This window comes from Caulobacter sp. ALps2 (genome assembly GCF_058681635.1).
Genome location: NZ_CM178743.1, coordinates 4316002 through 4336659 on the forward strand (window position 1 = coordinate 4316002; position 20658 = coordinate 4336659).

Annotated in this window: 16 protein-coding genes and 1 pseudogene; 14 read left to right on the plus strand and 3 right to left on the minus strand. The window is 68.2% G+C overall.

Annotation, left to right across the window (positions count from 1 at the left end):
- Positions 1 to 102 precede the first annotated feature (102 nt).
- From rpsF to ACW173_RS20440, 8 genes are all read left to right on the plus strand, one after another.
- Positions 103 to 489: a 30S ribosomal protein S6 gene (gene rpsF / locus ACW173_RS20405; RefSeq protein ID WP_492081891.1), complete on the plus strand. Its 387-nt coding sequence runs from the start codon at positions 103 to 105 to the stop codon at positions 487 to 489.
- A 14-nt stretch (positions 490 to 503) separates the two neighbouring features.
- On the plus strand, positions 504 to 785 hold the full coding sequence (gene rpsR, locus ACW173_RS20410; protein WP_172271605.1) for a 30S ribosomal protein S18: 282 nt from the start codon (positions 504 to 506) through the stop codon (positions 783 to 785).
- A gap of 13 nt (positions 786 to 798) precedes the next feature.
- A complete protein-coding gene (gene rplI / locus ACW173_RS20415) occupies positions 799 to 1383 on the plus strand; it encodes a 50S ribosomal protein L9 (RefSeq protein WP_492081892.1) in 585 nt (194 codons plus the stop codon).
- Positions 1384 to 1576: 193 nt separating this feature from the next.
- Complete coding sequence (locus ACW173_RS20420; protein WP_492081893.1) at positions 1577 to 4027, plus strand: TonB-dependent receptor plug domain-containing protein; 2451 nt, start codon at positions 1577 to 1579, stop codon at positions 4025 to 4027.
- Between the two features lie 202 nt (positions 4028 to 4229).
- Positions 4230 to 5756, plus strand: coding sequence for a replicative DNA helicase (locus ACW173_RS20425; RefSeq protein ID WP_492081894.1), 1527 nt, complete (start codon positions 4230 to 4232; stop codon positions 5754 to 5756).
- A gap of 68 nt (positions 5757 to 5824) precedes the next feature.
- Positions 5825 to 6511, plus strand: a complete 687-nt coding sequence (locus ACW173_RS20430) for a MarC family protein (RefSeq protein WP_492081895.1) — start codon at positions 5825 to 5827, stop codon at positions 6509 to 6511.
- A gap of 40 nt (positions 6512 to 6551) precedes the next feature.
- A complete protein-coding gene (gene alr, locus ACW173_RS20435; protein ID WP_492081896.1) occupies positions 6552 to 7631 on the plus strand; it encodes an alanine racemase in 1080 nt (359 codons plus the stop codon).
- A gap of 78 nt (positions 7632 to 7709) precedes the next feature.
- Positions 7710 to 9881, plus strand: a complete 2172-nt coding sequence (locus ACW173_RS20440; RefSeq protein ID WP_492081897.1) for a DUF6311 domain-containing protein — start codon at positions 7710 to 7712, stop codon at positions 9879 to 9881.
- 5 nt (positions 9882 to 9886) lie between these two features.
- Here the strand turns inward: ACW173_RS20440 and ACW173_RS20445 are convergent, their stop codons facing one another.
- Entirely contained in the window at positions 9887 to 10501 is a 615-nt protein-coding gene (locus tag ACW173_RS20445) for a hypothetical protein (protein ID WP_492081898.1), read from the minus strand.
- Between the two features lie 120 nt (positions 10502 to 10621).
- Here ACW173_RS20445 and radA point away from each other — a divergent pair, with 120 nt between their 5' ends.
- From radA to ACW173_RS20475, 6 genes and pseudogenes are all read left to right on the plus strand, one after another.
- Complete coding sequence (gene radA / locus ACW173_RS20450; RefSeq protein WP_492081899.1) at positions 10622 to 12004, plus strand: DNA repair protein RadA; 1383 nt, start codon at positions 10622 to 10624, stop codon at positions 12002 to 12004.
- Positions 12001 to 12630: a CvpA family protein gene (locus tag ACW173_RS20455; protein WP_492081900.1), complete on the plus strand. Its 630-nt coding sequence runs from the start codon at positions 12001 to 12003 to the stop codon at positions 12628 to 12630. The genes radA and ACW173_RS20455 overlap by 4 nt, the downstream gene beginning before the upstream one ends.
- Positions 12627 to 14129: an amidophosphoribosyltransferase gene (gene purF, locus ACW173_RS20460; RefSeq protein ID WP_492081901.1), complete on the plus strand. Its 1503-nt coding sequence runs from the start codon at positions 12627 to 12629 to the stop codon at positions 14127 to 14129. The genes ACW173_RS20455 and purF overlap by 4 nt, the downstream gene beginning before the upstream one ends.
- Before the next feature lie 3 nt (positions 14130 to 14132).
- Positions 14133 to 15175: pseudogene (locus ACW173_RS20465) on the plus strand (bile acid:sodium symporter family protein).
- A 49-nt stretch (positions 15176 to 15224) separates the two neighbouring features.
- Positions 15225 to 15980 carry an SDR family NAD(P)-dependent oxidoreductase gene (locus ACW173_RS20470; RefSeq protein ID WP_492081902.1) on the plus strand — a complete coding sequence of 252 codons (756 nt, stop codon included), beginning with the start codon at positions 15225 to 15227 and terminating at the stop codon, positions 15978 to 15980.
- A gap of 193 nt (positions 15981 to 16173) precedes the next feature.
- A complete protein-coding gene (locus ACW173_RS20475) occupies positions 16174 to 17658 on the plus strand; it encodes a methyl-accepting chemotaxis protein (protein WP_492081903.1) in 1485 nt (494 codons plus the stop codon).
- Here ACW173_RS20475 and ACW173_RS20480 read toward each other — a convergent pair.
- Positions 17655 to 18791 carry a serine hydrolase domain-containing protein gene (locus ACW173_RS20480; protein WP_492081904.1) on the minus strand — a complete coding sequence of 379 codons (1137 nt, stop codon included), beginning with the start codon at positions 18789 to 18791 and terminating at the stop codon, positions 17655 to 17657. The two genes, ACW173_RS20475 and ACW173_RS20480, sit on opposite strands and share 4 nt — an antisense overlap.
- A 55-nt stretch (positions 18792 to 18846) precedes the next feature.
- Positions 18847 to 20610 (minus strand): ribosome biogenesis GTPase Der, encoded by a 1764-nt coding sequence (gene der / locus ACW173_RS20485; protein ID WP_492081905.1) that lies wholly within the window; start codon positions 20608 to 20610, stop codon positions 18847 to 18849.
- Between the last annotated feature and the right edge of the window lie 48 nt (positions 20611 to 20658).

Sequence of the window (20658 nt, forward strand, 5' to 3'; positions counted from 1 at the left end):
CCATCCGGGACCGGGTTTTACCCGCTCGGTGTGCGGGATCCATCGTGGACGTCGGACTTCCGCCGACTGCCGCGCCGCCTTCCACAACGGAAGAAGGAAAACATGGCGTTCTACGAACACGTGGTCATCGCGCGGCAGGATATCTCGCCGCAACAGGCCGAAGCTCTGAACGAGCAACTGAAGACCCTCATCGAAGAGAATGGCGGCCACATCGCCAAGATCGAGTACTGGGGCCTTCGCAACCTCACCTACCGCATCAAGAAGAACCGCAAGGGCCACTACTCCCTGCTCGCGATCGACGCCCCGGCGCCGGCCGTGAAGGAAATGGAGCGCCAGCTGCTCATCAATGAAGATGTGCTGCGCTTCATGACCATCCGCGTGGAAGAGCTGGACCTGGAACTGTCGCCGGTTCTGGCCCGTCGTGACCGTGGCGATCGCCCGGAACGTCCGCGTGAAGACTTCGCGCCGCAAGCGCAAGCTCAAGCGTAAGGGAGAAAGAGATCATGACCGATACGACTGCTCCCGAAGCCGGCGCCGCGCCGGCCGCCGCCGCTGGCGGCGCTCGCCGCCCGTTCTTCCGTCGCCGCAAGGTTTGCCCGTTCTCGGGCGCCAACGCGCCGAAGATCGACTACAAGGACGTGAAGCTGCTGCAGCGTTACGTTTCCGAGCGCGGCAAGATCGTCCCGTCGCGCATCACCGCGGTGTCGGCCAAGAAGCAACGCGAGCTGGCCAAGGCCATCAAGCGCGCCCGCTTCCTGGCTCTGCTCCCCTACGTCGTGAAGTAAGGGAGACACCACGATGAAAGTCATTCTGCTCGAACGCGTTGAAGGCACTGGCGTCCTGGGCGACGTGGTCACCGTGAAGGACGGCTTCGCCCGTAACTTCCTGCTGCCGCGTCACAAGGCTCTGCGCGCCACCAAGGCCAACGAAGCCAACTTCGAAGCTCAGCGCGCTGAGATCGAAGCCCGCAACGTGAAGAACCGCGAATCGGCCGCCAAGAACGGCGAAGAGCTGGACGGCACGCAGTACGTCCTGATCCGTCAGGCTGGCGAAAGCGGCCAGCTGTACGGTTCGGTCGCGGGCCGCGACGTCGCCGACGCCATCAAGGCCGAAGGCGGCAAGGTCGACCGCTCGATGGTCGTGCTGGACAAGCCGATCAAGACGCTGGGCGTCCACGAAGTGAAGGTGAAGCTGCACGCTGAAGTGACCGTCACGGTCACCCTCAACATCGCGCGCAGCGCCGACGAAGCCGAGCGCCAAGCGCGCGGCGAGAACGTGATCAACTCGCAGTTCGAGGAAGATCGCGCGGCCGAAGCCGAAGCCGCCCAAGACATGGCGGAAGGCGGCGCCGGCTCGTTCGAAGGCGACCACTACGAAGCCTAATCCCTTCCGGGATAACAGGTTTTATCGAGAAACGGCGCGGAGCGATCCGCGCCGTTTTTTTCTGCACAATTGTCCAGAAATGCTTAGCTTGTTCGCATAAGTGTCAAATCCCATGTTCTCGATGGGGGTTGAACCCCTTCGGGGGCGCCAGGCCGAATGGCCGTCATCCCCGACAAAAAAGAGGGGATATCTCATGCGCTACAGAAGTCTGCTGCTGGCCGCCGCTTCGCTGACGGCCTTCGCCGCCACGGCCCGAGCCCAGACCGCCGCCCCCGCTGGCGGCGACGACGCCAACACCAATGTCGAAGAGATCATCGTCACCGGCACCCGCACCGCGGGTCGCTCGCGCCTGGACAGCCTGGCGCCGGTCGACGTGGTCACCGCCAAGACGCTGCAACAGCGCGGCAGCACCGAACTGGCCGCCGCCCTGGCCGCCACGGTGCCGTCCATCAACTTCCCGCGCCCGTCCAACACCGACGGCACCGACTCGGTCCGCCCCGCCGTCCTGCGCGGCCAGGGCCCGGACCAGACCCTGGTGCTGGTCAACGGCACGCGCCGCCACGCCACGGCCCTGGTCAACCTGAACGGCTCGGTGGGGCGCGGCTCGGCCGCCGTCGACCTGAACGCCATCCCGTCCGTCGCCCTGGACCGCATCGAGGTCCTGCGTGACGGCGCCGCCGCCCAGTACGGCTCGGACGCCATCGCCGGCGTCGTCAACCTGCGCCTGCGCGAAGCCGACCATGGCGGCGGCGTCACGGTCACGACCGGCAAGTACATCACCAGCTTCGATGGCCTGCAGACCGGCCAGAAGCAGAAGCGCCGCGACGGCGTGACCAAGACGGTCGCCGGCTGGCAGGGCCTGAAACTGGGCTCGGACGGCTTCCTGACGCTATCGGCCGAATATGTGGACCGCGACTTCACCAACCGTAGCGACACCGACACCCGCGTCACGCCCCAGCGCGTCACCTCGCGCTTCGGCGATCCCGAGGTCGAGCAGGTCAGCTTCTACGCCAACGCCGGCAAGCCGATCGGCGACAACTGGGAAGCCTATGGCTGGTACGGCTATCAGCAGCGCGACGCCGAGGCCTCGGCCACCTATCGCCTGCCGACCGACGCCAGCCAGAACATCCCCAGCGTCTATCCCAACGGCTACCTGCCGCTGATCACGACCAACACCGAGGACGTCACGGCGGCTGTCGGTCTGCGCGGCGAGCTGGCCGGCTGGAAACTCGACACCAACCTGGTCTACGGCAAGAACGACCTCGACTTCGGGGTCAAGAACACCATCAACCCGTCGTACGGCCCGACCTCGCCGACCAGCTTCAAGGCCGGCGGCCTGACCTATGACCAGATCGTGTTCGGCCTGGACGCCAGCCAAGAGTTCGAGGTCGGCCTGGCCGGTCCGCTGAACGTCGCCTTCGGCGTGGAGGCCCGCCGCGAGAGCTACAAGATCAACGCCGGCGAAGTGGCCTCTTACGCACGCGGCACGGTCTCCCCGTCCCTGTCGTTCGGCTCGCGCGGCTTCACCGGCTTCACGCCCAGCAACGCGGTCGACGTCGATCGTGACGCCGTCGGCGTTTACCTGGACCTGGAAGGCAAGATCACCGAGAAGCTGACCGGCTCGGCCGCCATCCGCTACGAGGACTATTCCGACTTCGGGACCAACACGAGCTGGAAGCTGTCGGGTCGCTACGACTTCACCGACTCGTTCGCCATCCGCGGCGCGGCCTCGACGGGCTTCCGGGCTCCGAGCCTGCAGCAGCAGTACTTCACCTCGACCTCCATCCTGTACATCAACCAGACGGTCGGCGGCGTGACGACGGCCGTGCCGTTCGAGACCGGCACCTATCCCTCGCTCAGCCAGGTCGGCGCGGCCCTGGGCGGCAAGCCGCTGGAACCGGAGAAGTCCAAGAACTTCTCGCTGGGCGCGGTCTATCACAAGGGCGCCTTCGAGCTGACGGTCGACGCCTATCAGATCGACGTCGACAACCGCATCGTCCTGACCGAGACCCTGACGGGCTCGGCGACGGCCGCGGTGGGCACGAACGGCCGCGTGATCTTCGACCTGCTGGCCCCCTACGGCGCGTCGGCGGCGCGCTACTTCACCAACGGCGTCGACACCAAGACCAAGGGCGTCGACGTGGTGGCCCGCTACCGGATCGTCGACGACCAGGCCGGCACGTTCGACCTGACGGCCGCGGCCAATGTCAACGACTTCAATGTCCTGCGGACCCCGACCACCACCGTGCTGCCGACGCCGGTGACCCTGTTCGCGCGGCAGGCCACCCTGCGCTTCGAGAAGGGCACGCCGCGCACCAAGGTCTCGCTGCAAGGCGACTGGAGCAAGGACCAGTGGGGCGCGACCCTGCGCACCACCTTCTACGGTGACGTCCTGTCGCCGGGCACCGCCGCCGACGGCAGCGGCGACTGGTACACGGGCAACCAGGGCGTCGTGGACCTGGAAGGCCGCTATCGCTTCGGCGAGCACGCCACCGTCTCGGTCGGCGCGGACAACCTGTTCGACCAGTACCCCGCCCAGGTTCCGCCGAACCTGAACACCAGCGGCGGCAACCCGTGGTCCAGTTTCTCGCCGTTCGGCTTCAACGGCCGCTTCGTCTACGCGCGCCTGGCCATCAACTGGTAAGCTGAAAACCGCGCAAACGTTTGGGCCCGGAGAGCGATCTCCGGGCCTTTTTCGTGGATAAAAGTGCAAGCGCACGGTCTGGACACAAACGTCCGCTTCTGACGTAAAGGCCGTCAAAACATACATAGAACATCCCCGTTCATCTGACCGCTTTGGGTCATCGGGACGGGCGTCAAAAATCGCCTGGCGTTAATATCCCCCGATGTCTCTCGTGCCCGCGCTCGACCTCGTCCCTCCCCACCTTCCCGAGCCCGTCATCAACGTGGCTCCCCACAACATGGAAGCCGAGCAGGCGCTGCTCGGGGTGCTGCTCTATGACAACGCCGCCTATGAGCGGCTGACCGACAGCCTGCAGGCGCGCTGCTTCTACGAGCCCTTCCACCAGCGGCTGTTCCAGTCGATCGAGACCCACGTCCGCAAGGGCCAGCTGGCCGAGCCGATCCTGCTGGCCGACGAGTTCAAGAAGGACGCCGCGTTCGAGGAGTTGGGCGGCCTGCGCTACCTGGCCGACCTGGTCGACCGCGCCCCGCCGGCGGCCAATGTCGGCGACTACGCCCGCGTGATCTTCGACCTCTCCCTGCGCCGCGAGCTGATCCGCATTGGCGGCGACATCGCCACGACCGCCCACAGCGGCATCGGCAAGGACGAAGAGAAGAAACCCGCCCGCGACCAGATCGAAGCGGCCGAGCAGCAGCTCTACAGCCTGGCCGAAAGCGGCACCGCCTCGTCGGGCTTCGTGTCGTTCGGCGACGCCCTGCGCGGCGCCGTCGAGATGACCGCCGAGGCCTACAGCCGCGAAGGCGGCATGTCGGGCGTCTCGACCGACCTGATCGATCTCGACCAGAAGATCGGCGGCCTGCACCCTTCCGACTTGATCGTCCTGGCCGGTCGTCCGTCGATGGGCAAGACCGCGCTGGCGACCAACATCGCCTTCAACATCGCCAAGAAGTACGCCTACGAGATCCAGCCTGACGGGACCAAGAAGACCGTCCAGGGCGGCGTCGTGGCCTTCTACTCGCTGGAAATGAGCGCCGAGCAGTTGGCCCTGCGTATGCTGGCCGACGCGTCCGGCGTGTCGGGCGACAAGCTGCGCAAGGGCGAGATCGACGCCTCGGAGTTCGGGCGCGTCCGCGACGCGGCCATGGAGCTGCAGGAAGCGCCCCTCTTCATCGACGCCACCGGTGGTATCTCGATCGCCAAGCTGACCGCCCGGGCCCGTCGCCTCAAGCGCCAGCACGGCCTGGACCTGGTCGTGGTCGACTACCTCCAGCTGGTCACCGGCTCGGACCTGTCGTCCAACGCCAGCCGCGTGCAGGAAGTCTCGCAGATCACCATGGGCCTCAAGGCCCTGGCCAAGGAACTGGCCTGCCCCGTCATCGCCCTCTCGCAGCTGTCGCGTCAGGTCGAACAGCGCGACGACAAGCGGCCCCAGCTCTCCGACCTTCGGGAATCGGGCTCGATCGAACAGGACGCCGACATGGTGTGGTTCGTGTATCGCGAGGCCTACTATGTCGGCCGCGCCGAGCCGCGCGAAGGCACGCCCGAGCACCTGACCTGGCAGGAAGAGATGGACCGCCTGCACGGTCTGGCCGAGGTGATCATCGCCAAGCAGCGTCACGGTCCCATCGGCACCGTCCGCCTGTCGTTCAACAGCGACACCACCCGCTTCGGCAACCTGGCCCGCGACCACTACTTCGCCCAGGCGCGGAACATTCCGTCGGACGAGTAGCGGCCAAGATGACAAGGTCGGGTGTTTGAGCCACCGTCCACGCCTCGCCCTTCAGCTCGACGAGTCACATGGACTTCAGCCCCCTGCCCACCTCCAGCCTGGTCGGCGCCTTCCTGCTGGCGTTTCCGGCGCTGTTCTCGATCGTCAATCCGGTCGGGGCCTCGCTGATCTTCGACCAGGCCATGGGTGGCCGCAGCCGCGACGAGCGACGCAAGCTGGCGCGGCGGATCGGCTTCTACGCCTTCCTGGTGCTGCTGGGCTCGCTGCTGCTGGGCGGCTACATCCTGAACTTCTTCGGCGTCAGCCTGGGCGCCCTGCGGGTGGCCGGCGGGCTGGTCGTGGCGATCCGCGCCTGGGGCCTGTTGATGGATCCGCAGGAGCACGAGGACCGCAAGGCCAGCCAGACCGAGTCGGCCCAGACCCACGAGGACGTGGCGTTCTTCCCGCTGACCATGCCGTTCACGACCGGCCCCGGCTCGATCTCCGTGGCCATCGCCCTCTCCTCCCAGCGTCCCACCGAGGGCGCGGCCGTGGCTCCGTTCTTCCTCGGCGCGGGCCTGGCCGCGGCGCTGGTGGCGGTGATGGTCTGGCTGTTCTACAGCGCCTCGGGCCGCGTCATGCGCCTGCTGGGCCCGTCCGGCGCCCGCGTCCTGTCGCGACTGGTCGCCTTCCTGCTGCTGTGCATCGGCGTCCAGATCATAGCCTCGGGCGCGGAGAGCCTGGTGGCCAAGTTCATGACCACGCACCACGGTTAGACCGTTGAACCCGAAGGCCGCGTCCGCTACGCGAAGCCCTGTGACCGAAGCCCGCCTGACCCTCGACCTCGACGCCCTGGCCGCCAACCACGCGGCCCTGAGCCAGCGCGCCGGCGGCGTGGAACTGGCGCCGGCGGTGAAGGCCGACGGCTATGGCCTGGGCGCGGGAAGGATCGCCGACCGTCTGTGGGCCGAGGGCGCGCGGAGCTTCTATGTCGCCCGCCTGTCCGAAGGCGTGGCCCTGCGCCAGGCGCTGGGCGATCGCGAGGCGACGATCTACGTCCTGGATGGCGCCACGCCGGGCTCGGGCGATACGCTGGAGGGCGCGAACCTCGTCCCCGTACTCAACAGCCTGCCGCAGATCGAGGCCTGGAACGCCCAGGCGCGCTCGGGCCGGCTGAAGGCGGCGCTGCATGTCGACACCGGCATGAACCGCCTGGGCCTGCGCCCCGAGGAGGTGAAGGTGCTGGTTGGGGCGACCGATCGCCTCAAGCGCCTGGACCTCGACCTGGTCATCAGCCACCTGGCCTGCGCCGACACCCCCTCGCATCCGCTGAACCAGGCTCAGCTGGAGCGTTTTCAGGAGGTCACCGCCCTGCTGCCGAACGCACGGCGCAGCCTCTCCAATTCCGCCGGTCTGTTCCTGGGCGAGGCCTACCGTTTCGACCAGGCGCGGCCGGGCATCAGTCTTTATGGCGGCGGGCCCGAAGGCGTTCCGCATCCCGAGATCCGCGCCGTCGCCACGGTGGAAGCGCCCATCCTGCAGGTCCGAGTCGTGCCGCGGGGTGAGACCGTCGGCTACGGCGCCGACTGGACCGCGCCCGACACCACCCGCGTGGCCGTCGTCGCGTCGGGCTATGCCGACGGGGTGCCGCGCGCCAGCCACCCGAACGGCCAGGCCTGGTTCGACGGCGCGCGCCGGCGCCTCCTGGGCCGCGTCTCGATGGACCTTATCGCCGTCGAGATCACCGACTGCGACGCGGCTCGCCCCGGAGCGATGATCGAACTGTTCGGCGCCAACCTGCCGATCGACGAGGCCGCCCGCGCGGCTGGCACCTCGGCCTACGAACTGCTGACCCGATTGACGCTGCGCGCGACGCGTCGCTATGTGAAGCTGTAGAGCGACGGGGCGCTCAGCCTGGGATGGCGGCGACCTCGTCCGGACGTCTTTGGGGGACGTTCTTGGGGGAGCGTACCGATGGGGCAAGTTTTCGAGAGGGCCAAGCGCGCCGCGCTGACCGTCGCTCGCCTGGAAGCCAAGACATGCTGGGTCGCGCTGACGGTCGCCGTCATCGGCCTTCTGCTGTTCGGCCAACTGTTCGGCTTCCCGCTGGTCGGCGCCCACGCACCGTTCTGGCGCGCGCCGCATAACGACATGGCCGCCATGCTGGCGGGCCAGGAAGCCGTGTTCCGCGACGACTGGCGCTTCCCGCTGGTTGCCACCGACCGGCTGCTGGCGCCGACCTCGCTCTCGACCGTCTACACCGACAGTATTCCGTGGATGACGATCGGGCTGAAGCTGACCGGCCTGTGGAAACTGCTGAACGGTCTGGGCCTGTTCTTCCTTTTGGCCTACGCCCTGCAACCCCTGGCCATGGTCCTGCTGCTGCGCGCCTGCGGCGTGCGCCAGGTCGCCCTGCAGGTGACCGGCGCGATCCTGGCCCTGCTGTTGCCCGCCTTCCTGATGCGGCACGGCCACGTGGCCCTCACCGGTCATTTCGTGATCATCCTGGCCCTGGCGACGTCGGTCGACAGCGCCCGCAACGGGCTTAGCCCGCGCCACGCCGGCGCCTTCGCGGGCCTGGTCGCCCTGGCGCTCGGTCTCCACGCCTATCACCTGCCGCCGGTCGGCCTGGCCTTCGCCGCAGCCGCCGCGTCAGAGTTGGCCCAGCGCCGCCCGAGAGCCCTGCTGAACGTCGCCAAGGCCTCGAGCCTGGTCCTCATCGCCATGGTGCTGACGGTCGTTCTGCTGGGCTACGGCATGGGCCAGGGCGTGGGCGGGGGAAAAAGCCCGATCGGCTTCTATTCGATGAACATCCTGGGTCCGCTGCTGCCGCAGGGCTCGGCGCTGTTCGGCCAGACGTTCGAGGGCGGCTGGTTCGCCCAGACTCTGGACCCCAATGGCGGCCAATGGTTCGAGGGCTATAACTATCTGGGCGCGGGCGTGCTGCTGACCCTGGCCGCGGGGATCCTGCTGTCGGCCCGGCACGGCTGGCTGTCGACGCCGGCCGGCGACTGGATGCGCCGCTGGCTGCCCCTGACCCTGGCCATGGTCGTGCTGACCCTGTGGGCGATCGGCCCCAATCCGTACCTGGCCCAGCGCCTGCTGTTCACCGGTCCTAAGCTGGCGGGCGTCTTCGAATGGCTGAGCCTGTTCCGCGCCCATGGCCGCCTGTTCTGGAGCGCGGCCTACCTGCTGATCGCGGTCTCGATCGGCCAGATCGGTCGCCACGCCAGGCCCGGGACCCTGCTGGTGATCGTCGTGGCCGCCATCGGCCTGCAGTGGGCCGACAGCGCCGAGATGCGCGCGGGCGTGCGCCACACCTTCAGCGAGCCCGCCCCGTCGTTCCATCCGCTGGATCTGGACAGGGCGCCGGCGCTGCGCAACCGCCCCTGGGTGTTCGCGCCAATCTACTTCTGCGCCACCGACAATATCGACCGCATGGAGATCACCCAGCTGACCCTGGTGGCCGTGCGCACCGGCGGCACGTCGAACGGCGCTTCGACCGCGCGCGGCCAGGGTACGGAGTGCAAGACGCCCGAGGACGCCTTCAAGGTCGCCGCGCCGGGCGATCCGCGCATCACCGTGGTCATGGAAGAAAGCGCCGGCGCCGACTATGGCCGCTTCACCCAGCGCAACGATTGCCACCGCTTCCTGCGCGGCCTGATCTGCGGCCACGGCCTGGACAAGGTTCCTGGTCTGACCGAGATCGCGCCCTATGTGCCCAACGGCGGCCGTGTGCTGACCCAGGTCAACTTCGACCAGGGCGTCAGCAAGTCGGAACTGGTCTCCGGTTGGTCGGCCCCTGATCCGAAGGGCGTGTGGTCCAGTGGTCCGAACTCGGTCATGACCATCAACGTCCCGACGGCCGCGCCTGGCGCGCCGCTGATCGTCGAGCTGCACGCCATGAGCTTCAACAAGCCGCCCGAGGTGATGCAGAAGATCGAGGTGACCGTGAAGGGCCGCAAGCTGGTCACCTGGAACGTCGAGAAGGCCAACTGGCGTCCCTACCGCGTCAGCATCCCCGCCGATCTGGTCAAGCCGGGTGAGCCCCTGACCCTCGAATACACGATCGGCGCCCCGATGCCCGCAACGGAAGACCCGCGCCGGATCGGCCTGGGCGTCGAGAAGGTGATCGTCAGCCAGTAGGCATTCTAGCGAACGGCTAGGGCCCGCAGCCGCGCGGCGGTGACGGTCTCGACGGCGGCCTTCAGCACCGCCGCGCTGCCTGCCGCCCCCTCGGCCGCGATGCTGTAGCGGTCGGCGGCGACCACGGCGTAGCGGCCCGACTTGGCCGCGTCGTCCCACTGCTCGGTGACGGTGCGGCCGGCGGCCGTCGTCACACTCTCGTAGCCGGTGGCCGAGCGGCGGGTGGTCTGGGATCCGCGCGCGTCGTCGCTGGCCCCGACCGAACCGATGGCGCCCAGATCGACGACCTCCAGCGTGAAAGCCGCGTCGCCCTTGACGTAGCGGGCGCTGACCGTGGTCATGCCGGCTTCCGTCCCGGCCTTGCTCTTCACATCGGCGCGGGCGAAGCCGCCGACCGTCGCCGGCAGCAAGGCCGGCAGGCTGGCCGGCGCCAGCGGCCGGGTCCCTTTCGCCGCCGCCGTCTCGGCGCGGGCGGATTCCTTTTGCAGCTGACCTACCGTGACCTCGCCGCCATTCACCTCGACGCGGGCGGAAGCGTCCGGGTCCTTCGGCTGGGCGCGACCGCAAGCCGTCAGGGCGGCCGTCGCCAGGATCGCCGCGCACAGGGCCTTGCTCCACATCGTACCGCTCCTCGATCGCCTGGATCCCAAACGCATCGACCCACAGCTTGGCTGCGTCCGGCTTTGGCGCAGCGGCCCGCCAGCCTGTAGTCTGCGATCATCCGAGAATCAGGAGACCTCATGGCCCGCGACGGCGCCGTCTACGCCTGCCAGTCCTGCGGCGCGGTCCAGACCAAGTGGTCCGGACAGTGTCCCGCCTGCCAAAGTTGGAACACCCTGGCCGAAGAGGTCGGCGCCAGGCCGCCCGGCGCCCTGGCGTCCACCAAGGCGACCCGCGTGCGCGGCCTGCAGTTCACGGGACTGGAGAGCGACACCGCCCCGCCGCCGCGCATCATGACCGGGGTCGACGAGTTCGACCGGGTTTGCGGCGGCGGCGTGGTGCCGGGCTCGGCCATCCTGATCGGCGGCGACCCGGGCGTCGGCAAGTCCACACTGCTGCTGCAGGTGTGCGCCAGCGCCGCCCTGCGTGGCGTTTCCTGCGCCTATATCTCCGGCGAGGAAGCCGTCGAGCAGATCCGGGGCCGCGCCGACCGCATGGGCTTGGCGAAGGCCAATGTCAGTCTGGCCGCCGAGACCTCGCTGCGCGACATTCTCGATGGCCTGAAGCGCGACAACTTCGATCTGGTTGTCATCGACTCGATCCAGACGATGTGGAGCGACGCCCACGAGGCGGGCCCCGGCACCGTCACCCAGGTGCGCGCCTGCGCCACCGAGCTGGTGCGCCTGGCCAAGAAGAAGGGCGTGGCGATCCTGCTGGTCGGCCACGTCACCAAGGACGGCCAGATCGCCGGCCCGCGCGTGGTCGAGCACTTGGTCGACGCGGTGCTGGCCTTCGAGGGCGAGCGCGGCTACCCGTTCCGCATCCTGCGCGGGGCCAAGAACCGCTTCGGGGCCACCGACGAAATCGGCGTCTTCGAGATGGGCGACGTCGGCCTGCGCGAGGTCAAGAACCCCTCGGCCCTGTTTCTGAACGAAGGCGGCGAGCGCGCGGCGGGCGCGGCGGTGTTCGCCGGCATCGAGGGCTCGCGGCCCGTCCTGGTGGAGTTCCAGGCCCTGGTCGCGGCTTCCGCGTACGGAACACCGCGTCGCGCCGTCGTTGGCTGGGACTCTGGACGCCTGGCCATGGTGCTGGCGATCCTGGAATCCCGATGCGGCCTTGGTTTTGGCGACAAGGACGTCTATCTGAACGTCGCTGGCGGCCTCCGGATCACGGAGCCGGCGGCCGATCTCGCGGCGGCGGCGGCCCTGGCCTCCTCCGCCCTGGACGTCGCCCTGCCCCAGGACTGCGTCGTGTTCGGCGAACTCAGCCTGTCGGGTGAAGTACGGCCCGTCAGCCGGATGGAGACGCGTTTGAAGGAAGCCGCGAAACTGGGATTTGGCCGGGCGCTCGGACCGCTCTCGGGCCTCCCTGAAGGCGGCGGAGCCTTGCCGGTCGCGGGGGTCGCCCGCGTGGCCGACGCCGTACGCCGCATCGGCGACGAGATCTGGACGAGCCTGACGTGACGCCTTTCGACATCATCGCCGGCCTTCTGCTGCTGGTCTCTGGCGTCACCGGCTGGATTCGCGGGGCCTCGCGCGAGCTGACCTCGGCGCTGTCGTTCATCTTCGCCGCCGCCATCGCCCTGCTCGGCCTGCGCATCAGCGGCCCGATCTTCCGCAAGCTCATGGATCCCGACTGGGCGGCTACCGCCGCCGCGGTCCTCGTGGTGTTCGTGGTCTTCTTCCTGATCTTCCGCCTGATCGGCGGCCGCCTGACCGCCAATCTGCACGAGACCTCGGCCGGCGCGCTGGACCGCGCGGTCGGCGCGACTTTCGGCGTGATCCGCGCCTGCGTGATCCTGGGCGTCTTCAACCTGCTGCTGCACCTGGCCACCCCGCCGGACCGCATGCCGCGCTGGGTGGAAGACTCGATGTTCTACCCTCTGTCCGAAGCCAGCGGCCAAGTGCTGAAGGTTTTCGCGCCCAAGGGCAAGGCGCTGGCCGGCAAGCTGGCCCCCGCGATCAAGGACGCCGTCCATGATGGGGCCAATGAGGGCGGCGACAATACGTCCGGCGAGAAGTCGTCCGGAAAAGGCTATGATGATGACCAGCGTCGCAAGCTCGACGACCTGGTGGAGAAATCGCGATGACCTTCCTGGGCCAATCGACCGACCGCTATTCCTCTTCTCCTGTACGTGACCCCGAGGACGATACGCTGCGCCTGGAGTGCGGCGTGTTCGGCGTGTTCGGCGTCCGTGACGCGGCGGCGATCGCGGCCTTGGGCCTGCACGCCCTGCAGCACCGCGGTCAGGAAGCCTGCGGCATCGCCGCCTTCGACGGCAACCGTTTCCACACCGAACGCCACATGGGCCACGTCGGCGACGCCTTCACTGGCGCCGACCTCGTCCAGCGCCTGCCTGGTGCCCTGGCCATCGGTCACACCCGCTATTCCACGGCCGGCGGCGCGGGCATCCGCAACGTTCAGCCGATGTTCGCCGATCTCGAGACCGGCGGCGTGGCCATCGCCCACAACGGCAACCTGACCAACTTCCTGACCCTGCGCGAGCGTCTGGTCCAGGAAGGCGCGATCTTCCAGTCGACCTCGGACTCGGAAGTGATCCTTCACCTGATCGCCCGCTCGCGGAAGGCCAAGATCGTCGACCGGTTCGTCGACGCCGTCGGCCAGATCGAAGGCGGCTACGCCCTGGTGGCGATCACCAACAAGAAGATGATCGGCCTGCGCGACCCGCTGGGCATCCGCCCGCTGGTGCTGGGCGACCTGGACGGCAAGCCGGTCCTGGCCTCGGAAACCTGCGCCCTCGACATGATCGGCGCCCGCTTCGTGCGTGATATCGAGCATGGCGAAATGGTGGTGATCGAAGAGACCGGCATCACCTCGACCAAGCCATTCCAGACCCAGGCCGCGCGTCCCTGCGTGTTCGAATATGTCTATTTCGCCCGTCCTGACAGCGTCGTGAATGGCCGCTCGGTCTATGGCGTGCGCAAGCGCATGGGCCGCAACCTGGCCAAGGAAACCGGCATCGAGGCCGACGTCGTGGTGCCGGTGCCGGACTCGGGCGTGCCAGCGGCCCTGGGCTTCGCCCAGGAGAGCGGCATCCCGTTCGAAATGGGCATCATCCGCAACCACTATGTGGGCCGCACCTTCATCCAGCCGACCCAAGGCGTCCGCGAACTGGGCGTGCGCATGAAGCACAGCCCCAACCGCGCCGTGCTGGCCGGCAAGCGCGTGGTGCTGATCGACGACTCGATCGTGCGCGGCACCACCTCGCTGAAGATCGTCCGCATGGTCCGCGAAGCCGGCGCCAAGGAGGTCCACCTCCGCTCGGCCAGCCCGCCGATCAAGTGGCCCGACTTCTACGGCATCGACATGCCCGAGCGCGAACAGCTGCTGGCGGCCAACAAATCGCTGGAAGAAATGGCCAAGTTCCTGGAAGTGGACAGCCTGGGCTTCCTGTCGGTCGAAGGCCTGTACGACGCCCTGGAAGCCGGTCCCCGCGACCCGGCCGCCCCGCAGTTCACCGACCACTACTTCACCGGCGACTATCCTACCCGCCTGACGGACCGCGAGATCGCCGAAGGCCGCAACGAAACCAACGACAAGCAGCTTTCGCTGCTGGTCAGCGCGTGACATATCCCTCGTCCCCCACGGTCTAGATCAAGGACTGGCGGGACGAGGATTAGTCCATGGGTTTCAAGAGCCTGCTCGATAAGCTGAAGATCGAGCCTTACGTCATCGCGCTGTTCGGCATGGTCGTGCTGGCCTCGATCCTGCCGGTGCGCGGCGAGGCGGCGCACGGCCTGTCGCTGATCGTCAAGCTGGCCATCGCCCTGCTGTTCTTCCTGCACGGCGCCAAGCTGTCGCGCGAGAACGTCATCGCGGGCGTCACCCATTGGCGGCTGCACCTGCTGATCCTGGCCTTCACCTTCTTGATGTTCCCGGTCCTGGGCCTGGTCATCAGCAAGGTCGGCGTCCTGCCCCCGACCCTGGCGGCGGGGGTTCTGTTCCTGTGCTGCCTGCCCTCGACCGTGCAGTCGTCGATCGCCTTCACCTCGATGGCCCGCGGCAATGTCGCCGCCGCCGTCGTGGCCGCCTCGGCCTCGAACCTGTTCGGCATCTTCATCACGCCGGTGCTGGTGGGCCTGCTGATGCACACCCAAGGCGGCGCGGCCGGCGGCTGGAAGTCCGTGCAGGACATCGTCGTCCAGCTGCTGCTGCCGTTCATCCTTGGCCAGCTGGCCCGCCCGCTGGTCGGCGCGTGGATCGAACGACACAAGAAGCTGATCGGCTATGTCGACCGAGGCTCGATCCTGCTGGTCGTCTATTCAGCCTTCAGCGAGGCCGTTGTCGGCGGCATCTGGCACAAGATCTCGCCGTTGCAACTGGTGCTGCTGCTGCTGGTCTGCGGCGTGTTGCTGGCCATCGTCCTGGCCGCCACCACCTTCGGCGCCCGCGCACTTGGGTTCTCGCCCGAGGACGAGCGGGCCATCACCTTCTGCGGCTCAAAGAAGAGCCTGGCCACCGGCGTGCCGATGGCGGGTATTCTGTTCCCGGGACCGACGGCCGGGATCATCGTCCTGCCGCTGATGATCTTCCACCAGATCCAGCTGATGGCCTGCTCGGTCATCGCCCAGCACTACGCCACCAAGGCCGCCGAACGCGACATGGAAGCTTAAGGGCTTCGGCCGGTTTCCGTACGCCCTTCCCTGCTCTAAGAACCCGCCCATGACTTCCGACTCTCAACAGCCGCTGGCCGGCCGCATCGCCCTCGTCACGGGCGCAACGCGCGGCATCGGCGAAGCGGTCGCCCTGGGCCTGGCCAAGGCCGGAGCCCACGTGATCGCCGTCGGCCGCACGCAAGGCGCGCTGGAAGCCCTGGACGACGCCATCCTGGAAGCGACCGGCGAGCGCGCCACCCTCGTCCCGCTGGACCTGCGCGAGCCCGACGGCCTGGACCATCTGGGAGCGGCCATCCACCAACGCTGGGGCAAGCTGGACATCGTGGTCGGCGCGGCGGGTCTCCTGGGCCCCCTCACCCCCGTCAGCCACCTGGAGCCCAAGGGCTGGGACATGATCCTGTCCACCAACCTGACGGCCAACTGGCGCCTGATCCGCGCCATGGACCCGCTGCTGCGCGCGTCGGACGCCGGCCGGGTCCTGTTCTTCTCCAGCAGCGTGGCCAAGAGCCGCCCGGCCTTCTGGGGCGCTTATGCGGCGACCAAGGCGGCGCTCGAGGCCATTGTCGACGTCTATGCCGACGAAACCGAGAACACCCCCATCCGCGCCCTGTGCGTGGACCCCGGCGCCATGCGCACTCGCATGCGGGCCGGCGCCTTCCCAGGCGAGGATCCCAAGACCGTGCCGGCGCCGGAAACCATCGTCCCGTTCGTCGTCGATCTGGTCCGCCCCGACCGCGCGCCGCCCAAGGGTGTCGCGCGCTTCAAGGACCGCGGTCAGGAATCACCCAGCCTCGACGCCTGAGACCGGTACCTTTCCCTCGGGGTTGGAATTGTTACAGAAATGTCCTCTGAAGTTGTATTCTGGTAAAAAATACTACCCTGACGCTGATCGAGGGAACAATGTTTTGCAACGCCCTCGCGAATTAACCCCTCGCTAACCTCGCGCCGCGACACCTTGCCGCACGGCAACGACGCCGTGTCTTGAGGTCTGCAAAATGGCGCTGTTCTCTCGCGGCCGTGACAACGGTGACACGAGCCGCATCGCGGACCTGGAAGGCGTCGTCGCCGCGATCCAACGCTCGCAGGCGGTCATCGAGTTCAATCTCGACGGCACGATCATCACGGCCAACGACAACTTCCTGAAGACGCTGGGCTACAGCCTGTCGGAGATCCAGGGCCGCAAGCACAGCTTGTTCCTCGAGGCCTCGGAGGCCGAGAGCCCAAACTATCGTGAATTCTGGCGCCGCCTGAACGCCGGCGAGTTCTTCGCCAGCAAGTACAAGCGCATCGGCAAGGGCGGTCGCGAGATCTGGATCCAAGCCTCCTACAATCCGGTCTTCGACAAGAACGGCAAGCCCGTGAAGGTCATCAAGTTCGCCTCGGACATCACCGCGATCGAGACTGAACGCGCCCGCGGCGAGGCTGAGCGCGAAGAGCTCCGCCAGGAACAGGATCACATCGTTTCGGTTCTGGCCGACAGCCTGGGCCGCATGGCCCGCGGCGACCTGACCGCCCGCATCGAGGCCCGCTTCGACGGCCGCTACGCCCAGCTGAAGGAAGACTTCAACGCCGCCATCGACAGCCTACGCGACGCGATGGGCGCGATCGCGGCATCGGCCAGCGGCATGGAGAGCGGCGCGAACGAGATCGCCAGCGCCTCGAACGACCTGTCCAAGCGCACCGAGCAGCAGGCCGCCAGCCTGGAAGAGACGGCCGCCGCGCTCGACGAAATCACCGCCACGGTCAAGCGCAGCGCCGACGGCGCCAAGCAGGCCTCGGCCGCCGCCTCGGCCGCCAGCACCGACGCCGACCGTTCGGGTGAGGTCGTCGAGCAGGCCATCACGGCCATGGGCGAAATCGAGAAGTCCTCGTCCCAGATCGGTAACATCATCGGGGTGATCGACGAGATCGCCTTCCAGACCAACCTGCTGGCCCTGAACGCGGGCGTCGAGGCGGCCCGCGCCGGTGAAGCCGGTCGCGGCTTCGCGGTCGTCGCGCAAGAGGTCCGGGCCCTGGCCCAACGCTCGGCCGACGCGGCCAAGGAGATCAAGACCCTGATCGCCAACTCGACCGCCCAGGTCGAGCGCGGCGTGAAGCTGGTCGGCGACACCGGCACGGCGCTGAGCGGCATCGTCAGCAAGGTCGGCGAGATCAACAGCCTGATCCGCGAGATCGCCGAGTCCTCGTCGGAACAGGCCACGGGCCTGAACCAGGTCAACGCCGCGGTGAACCAGATGGACCAGGTCACCCAGCAGAACGCCGCCATGGTCGAACAGGCCAACACCTCCTCGGCCGCCCTGCGCGGCGAGGCCCAGGACCTGGCTCGCCAGGTGTCGCGCTTCCAGACCGGCGCCCATGCGCCGGCCCGGCGTCCCGAGCCTAGCCGCGCCCCAGTTCACACGCCGCGCGCCAAGACCTTCGCCCGTCCGGGCGGCGCCGCTACGGCCGCCGCGCCGGCGAAAGAATGGGAAGAGTTCTAGTGGGGGGAGCGGACCTGCCTTAGCAGCAGGTTCGCCGTGGCCGCCGCCGAGCCGTCACCGGTCAGGGCGGCGGCCACGATCACACCGTCGCCCACCGAATAGGCCACGACCGCGCTGGCGCCAGGCGCGCCGCCCAGATGGCCCAGCCACAGGCTCTTGGCGCCGTCCGGCCGCGGGACCTCCACGACCATCGCGCCCAGGCCGTAGAAGGCGCCGGCGTCGGCCATCGGATAGAGCTTCCCGAACATCGCCTGCACCGTCTCCTGCTTCAGCAGCTTGCCGCCCAGCAGCGCCGCCCAGACTCGCGCCATGTCGCCGGCCGAGCCCACGGCGGGTCCCGCCGGACCGGCCCAGGCAGGCTCGATCGGCGCCTCCTTGGCCGAGACCAGCTTGGCCACGTCCTCGGCCTTGTCGCCATCGGCGAGCATCCGCAATGACGTCAGCCCCAACGGCTTGACGATCCGGGCTTCGATGGACGCCTGCCAGGACTGGCCGTCGACCGTCTCGATCACCTTGCCCAGCAGGGCGTAGCCGGTGTTGGAGTAGCGCCAGCGCTCTCCGGGACAAGACATGGCCCCGTGGCGCGCAATGATCTTGACGTCCTCGTCCAGGGTATGGGCGCGGTGCTCCGCCCTCGCCTTCAGGTCCTCGTTGGCGCTGAACAGGCCGCCGGTGTGGGCCAGCAGGTCGCGGATGGTCACCACGTCGCCGTTGGGCACGCCGGCGACGTACTCGCCGATCGGATCCTCCAGCTTCAGCTTGCCGGCCTCGACCAGTTGCAGGGTCACGATGGCGACCAGGCTCTTGCCCGCGCTGGCCCAGAACAGCATCGGCGGCTGCTCGCCGCTATCGGTGCGTTCCCACGCGCCCTTGCCAGGGATCAGAACGGCGGCGGTCATGGCCGGCGCCTTGGTCGCGGCCTTGGCCTGCGGGAACCCCGCCTCCAGCCGCGCGACGGTCTCGGGATCCAGCACCGCCTTCGGAACCTCGGCCAGCAGCGGCGGCGCGACCGGCCCATGCAGCGGCGGACCGGCATAGGTCACGGCGCTCTTGCAGACGACAGGCTTGTAGTCGGCCGCCAGCGCGCTCGCCGGCAGCGCGGCCAGCGCCAACGCCAGTCCCATGCCCCGCATCGCCATCCCTCCGCTTCAGCTTCAGGAAGCTAAACGCGTATGGCGAAGTTTAGGCTCAGCGCTTGGTGCGCCCCGGCCCCGTATTACCCCGCACGGTGCGCGAGCCGGCCGTCGGGCGCTTGGGCCCCGCCGCCTTGCCGCCGGCCGACTTGGCGCCGACCTTGTAGCTGGGCGTGGTCGAGACCTTCTTCTGAACCTTGGGGCCCAGCTTCTTGACCGACTTGACGGCCGCCTTGCCGGGTTCGGCCGCGACCGCGCCTTCGACGGGCGCCGCGGCGACCTTAGGCCCAGCCGGAGCCTTCTTCTTGACCGGCTTGGCCTCGCGCGGATCCGGCAGACCCGCCTCGATCGCGGCCTTGGCGGCGGCTTCGTCGGCGATGCGCTTGGACTTCTTGACCGTGTTGCGCGAGGCGCGGATGCGTTCCTCCTCGCGCTCGCGGCGTTCGAACTCGCGCTTGCCCCGGCCGCTGTGGCCCTTGGCCTCGCCGTCGGCATAGGGGTTGGCCCCCGACTTGATGGTGATGCGCAGCGGCACCCCCGGCAGGTCGAAGCTTTCACGCAAGGAGTTGATCAGATAGCGCCGATAGTGGTCGGGCATCTGGTCGGCGCGGCTGGAGAACAGCACGAAGGTCGGCGGACGGGCCTTGGTCTGGGCCATGTATTTCGGCTTCACGCGGCGGCCGCTGACGGCGGGCGGCGGGTGGCGCTGCATGGCCATCTGCAGCCAGTCGTTCAGGTCGCGGGTCTTGACCTTGGTCGACCAGTCCTTGTGGATCTTCAGCACGGCCGGCATCAGCTTGTTGACGCCGCTGCCGGTCTCGCCCGACAGCGCCACCACTGGCGCGCCGCGCACCTGAGGCAGCATGCGCTCGGCGTGCTCGCGGAAGGCGGCCAGGGTCGCGGCCTGGTCCTCGATCAGGTCCCACTTGGCCAGCACGAAGACCAGGGCCCGGCCCTCGCGCTCGGTCAGGTCGGCGATCTGCAGGTCCTGGATCTCGAACGGATGGGTGGCGTCCATCACCAGCACCACGACCTCGGCGAAGGTGATGGCGCGTATGGTGTCCTGGGTGGAGAGCTTCTCCAGCTTCTCCTGCACCTTGGCCTTCTTGCGCAGGCCGGCGGTGTCGACCAGGCGGACCTTCTTGTCGCCCCAGATCCAGTCGACCGAGATCGAGTCGCGGGTGATGCCGGCCTCGGGCCCCGTCAGCAGGCGCTGCTCGCCGATCAGGCGGTTGATCAGCGTGGACTTGCCGGCGTTCGGACGGCCGACGATGGCCAGCCGGATCGGCTTGTCCTCGTCGTCCTCCTCGCCCGAGTACATCTCCTCGGGAACGGCCTCCAGCATGGCGGCGTAGAGCTCGGCCATGCCTTCGCCGTGCTCGCCCGAGATCGGAATCGGCTCGCCCAGGCCCAGCTTGTAGGCCTCGCCGATGCCCGACTGGCCGGCTTTGCCCTCGGCCTTGTTGGCGGCGATGATCACCGGCTTGCCGCGACGGCGCAGCAGCGTGGCGAACACCTCGTCCAGCGGCGTCACGCCTTCGCGGGCGTCGTAGATGAACAGCGAGAGATCGGCTTCCTCGATCGCCAGTTCGGTCTGGGCGCGCATGCGCGCTTCCAGGCTCTCGTCGGCGACGTCCTCGAAGCCGGCGGTGTCGATCAGGTGCAGGTCGAGGTCGCCCAGGCGACCGTCGGCGTAGCGGCGGTCACGGGTGACCCCCGGCTGGTCGTCGACGATGGCCAGCTTCTTGCCGGCCAGACGGTTGAACAGCGTGGACTTGCCCACATTGGGGCGGCCGACGATGGCGAGTTTCAAAGGCATAGGCGTCCAGTAGTCGATTTTCGCTCTTCTCGCAAAAGCGAACGCCCG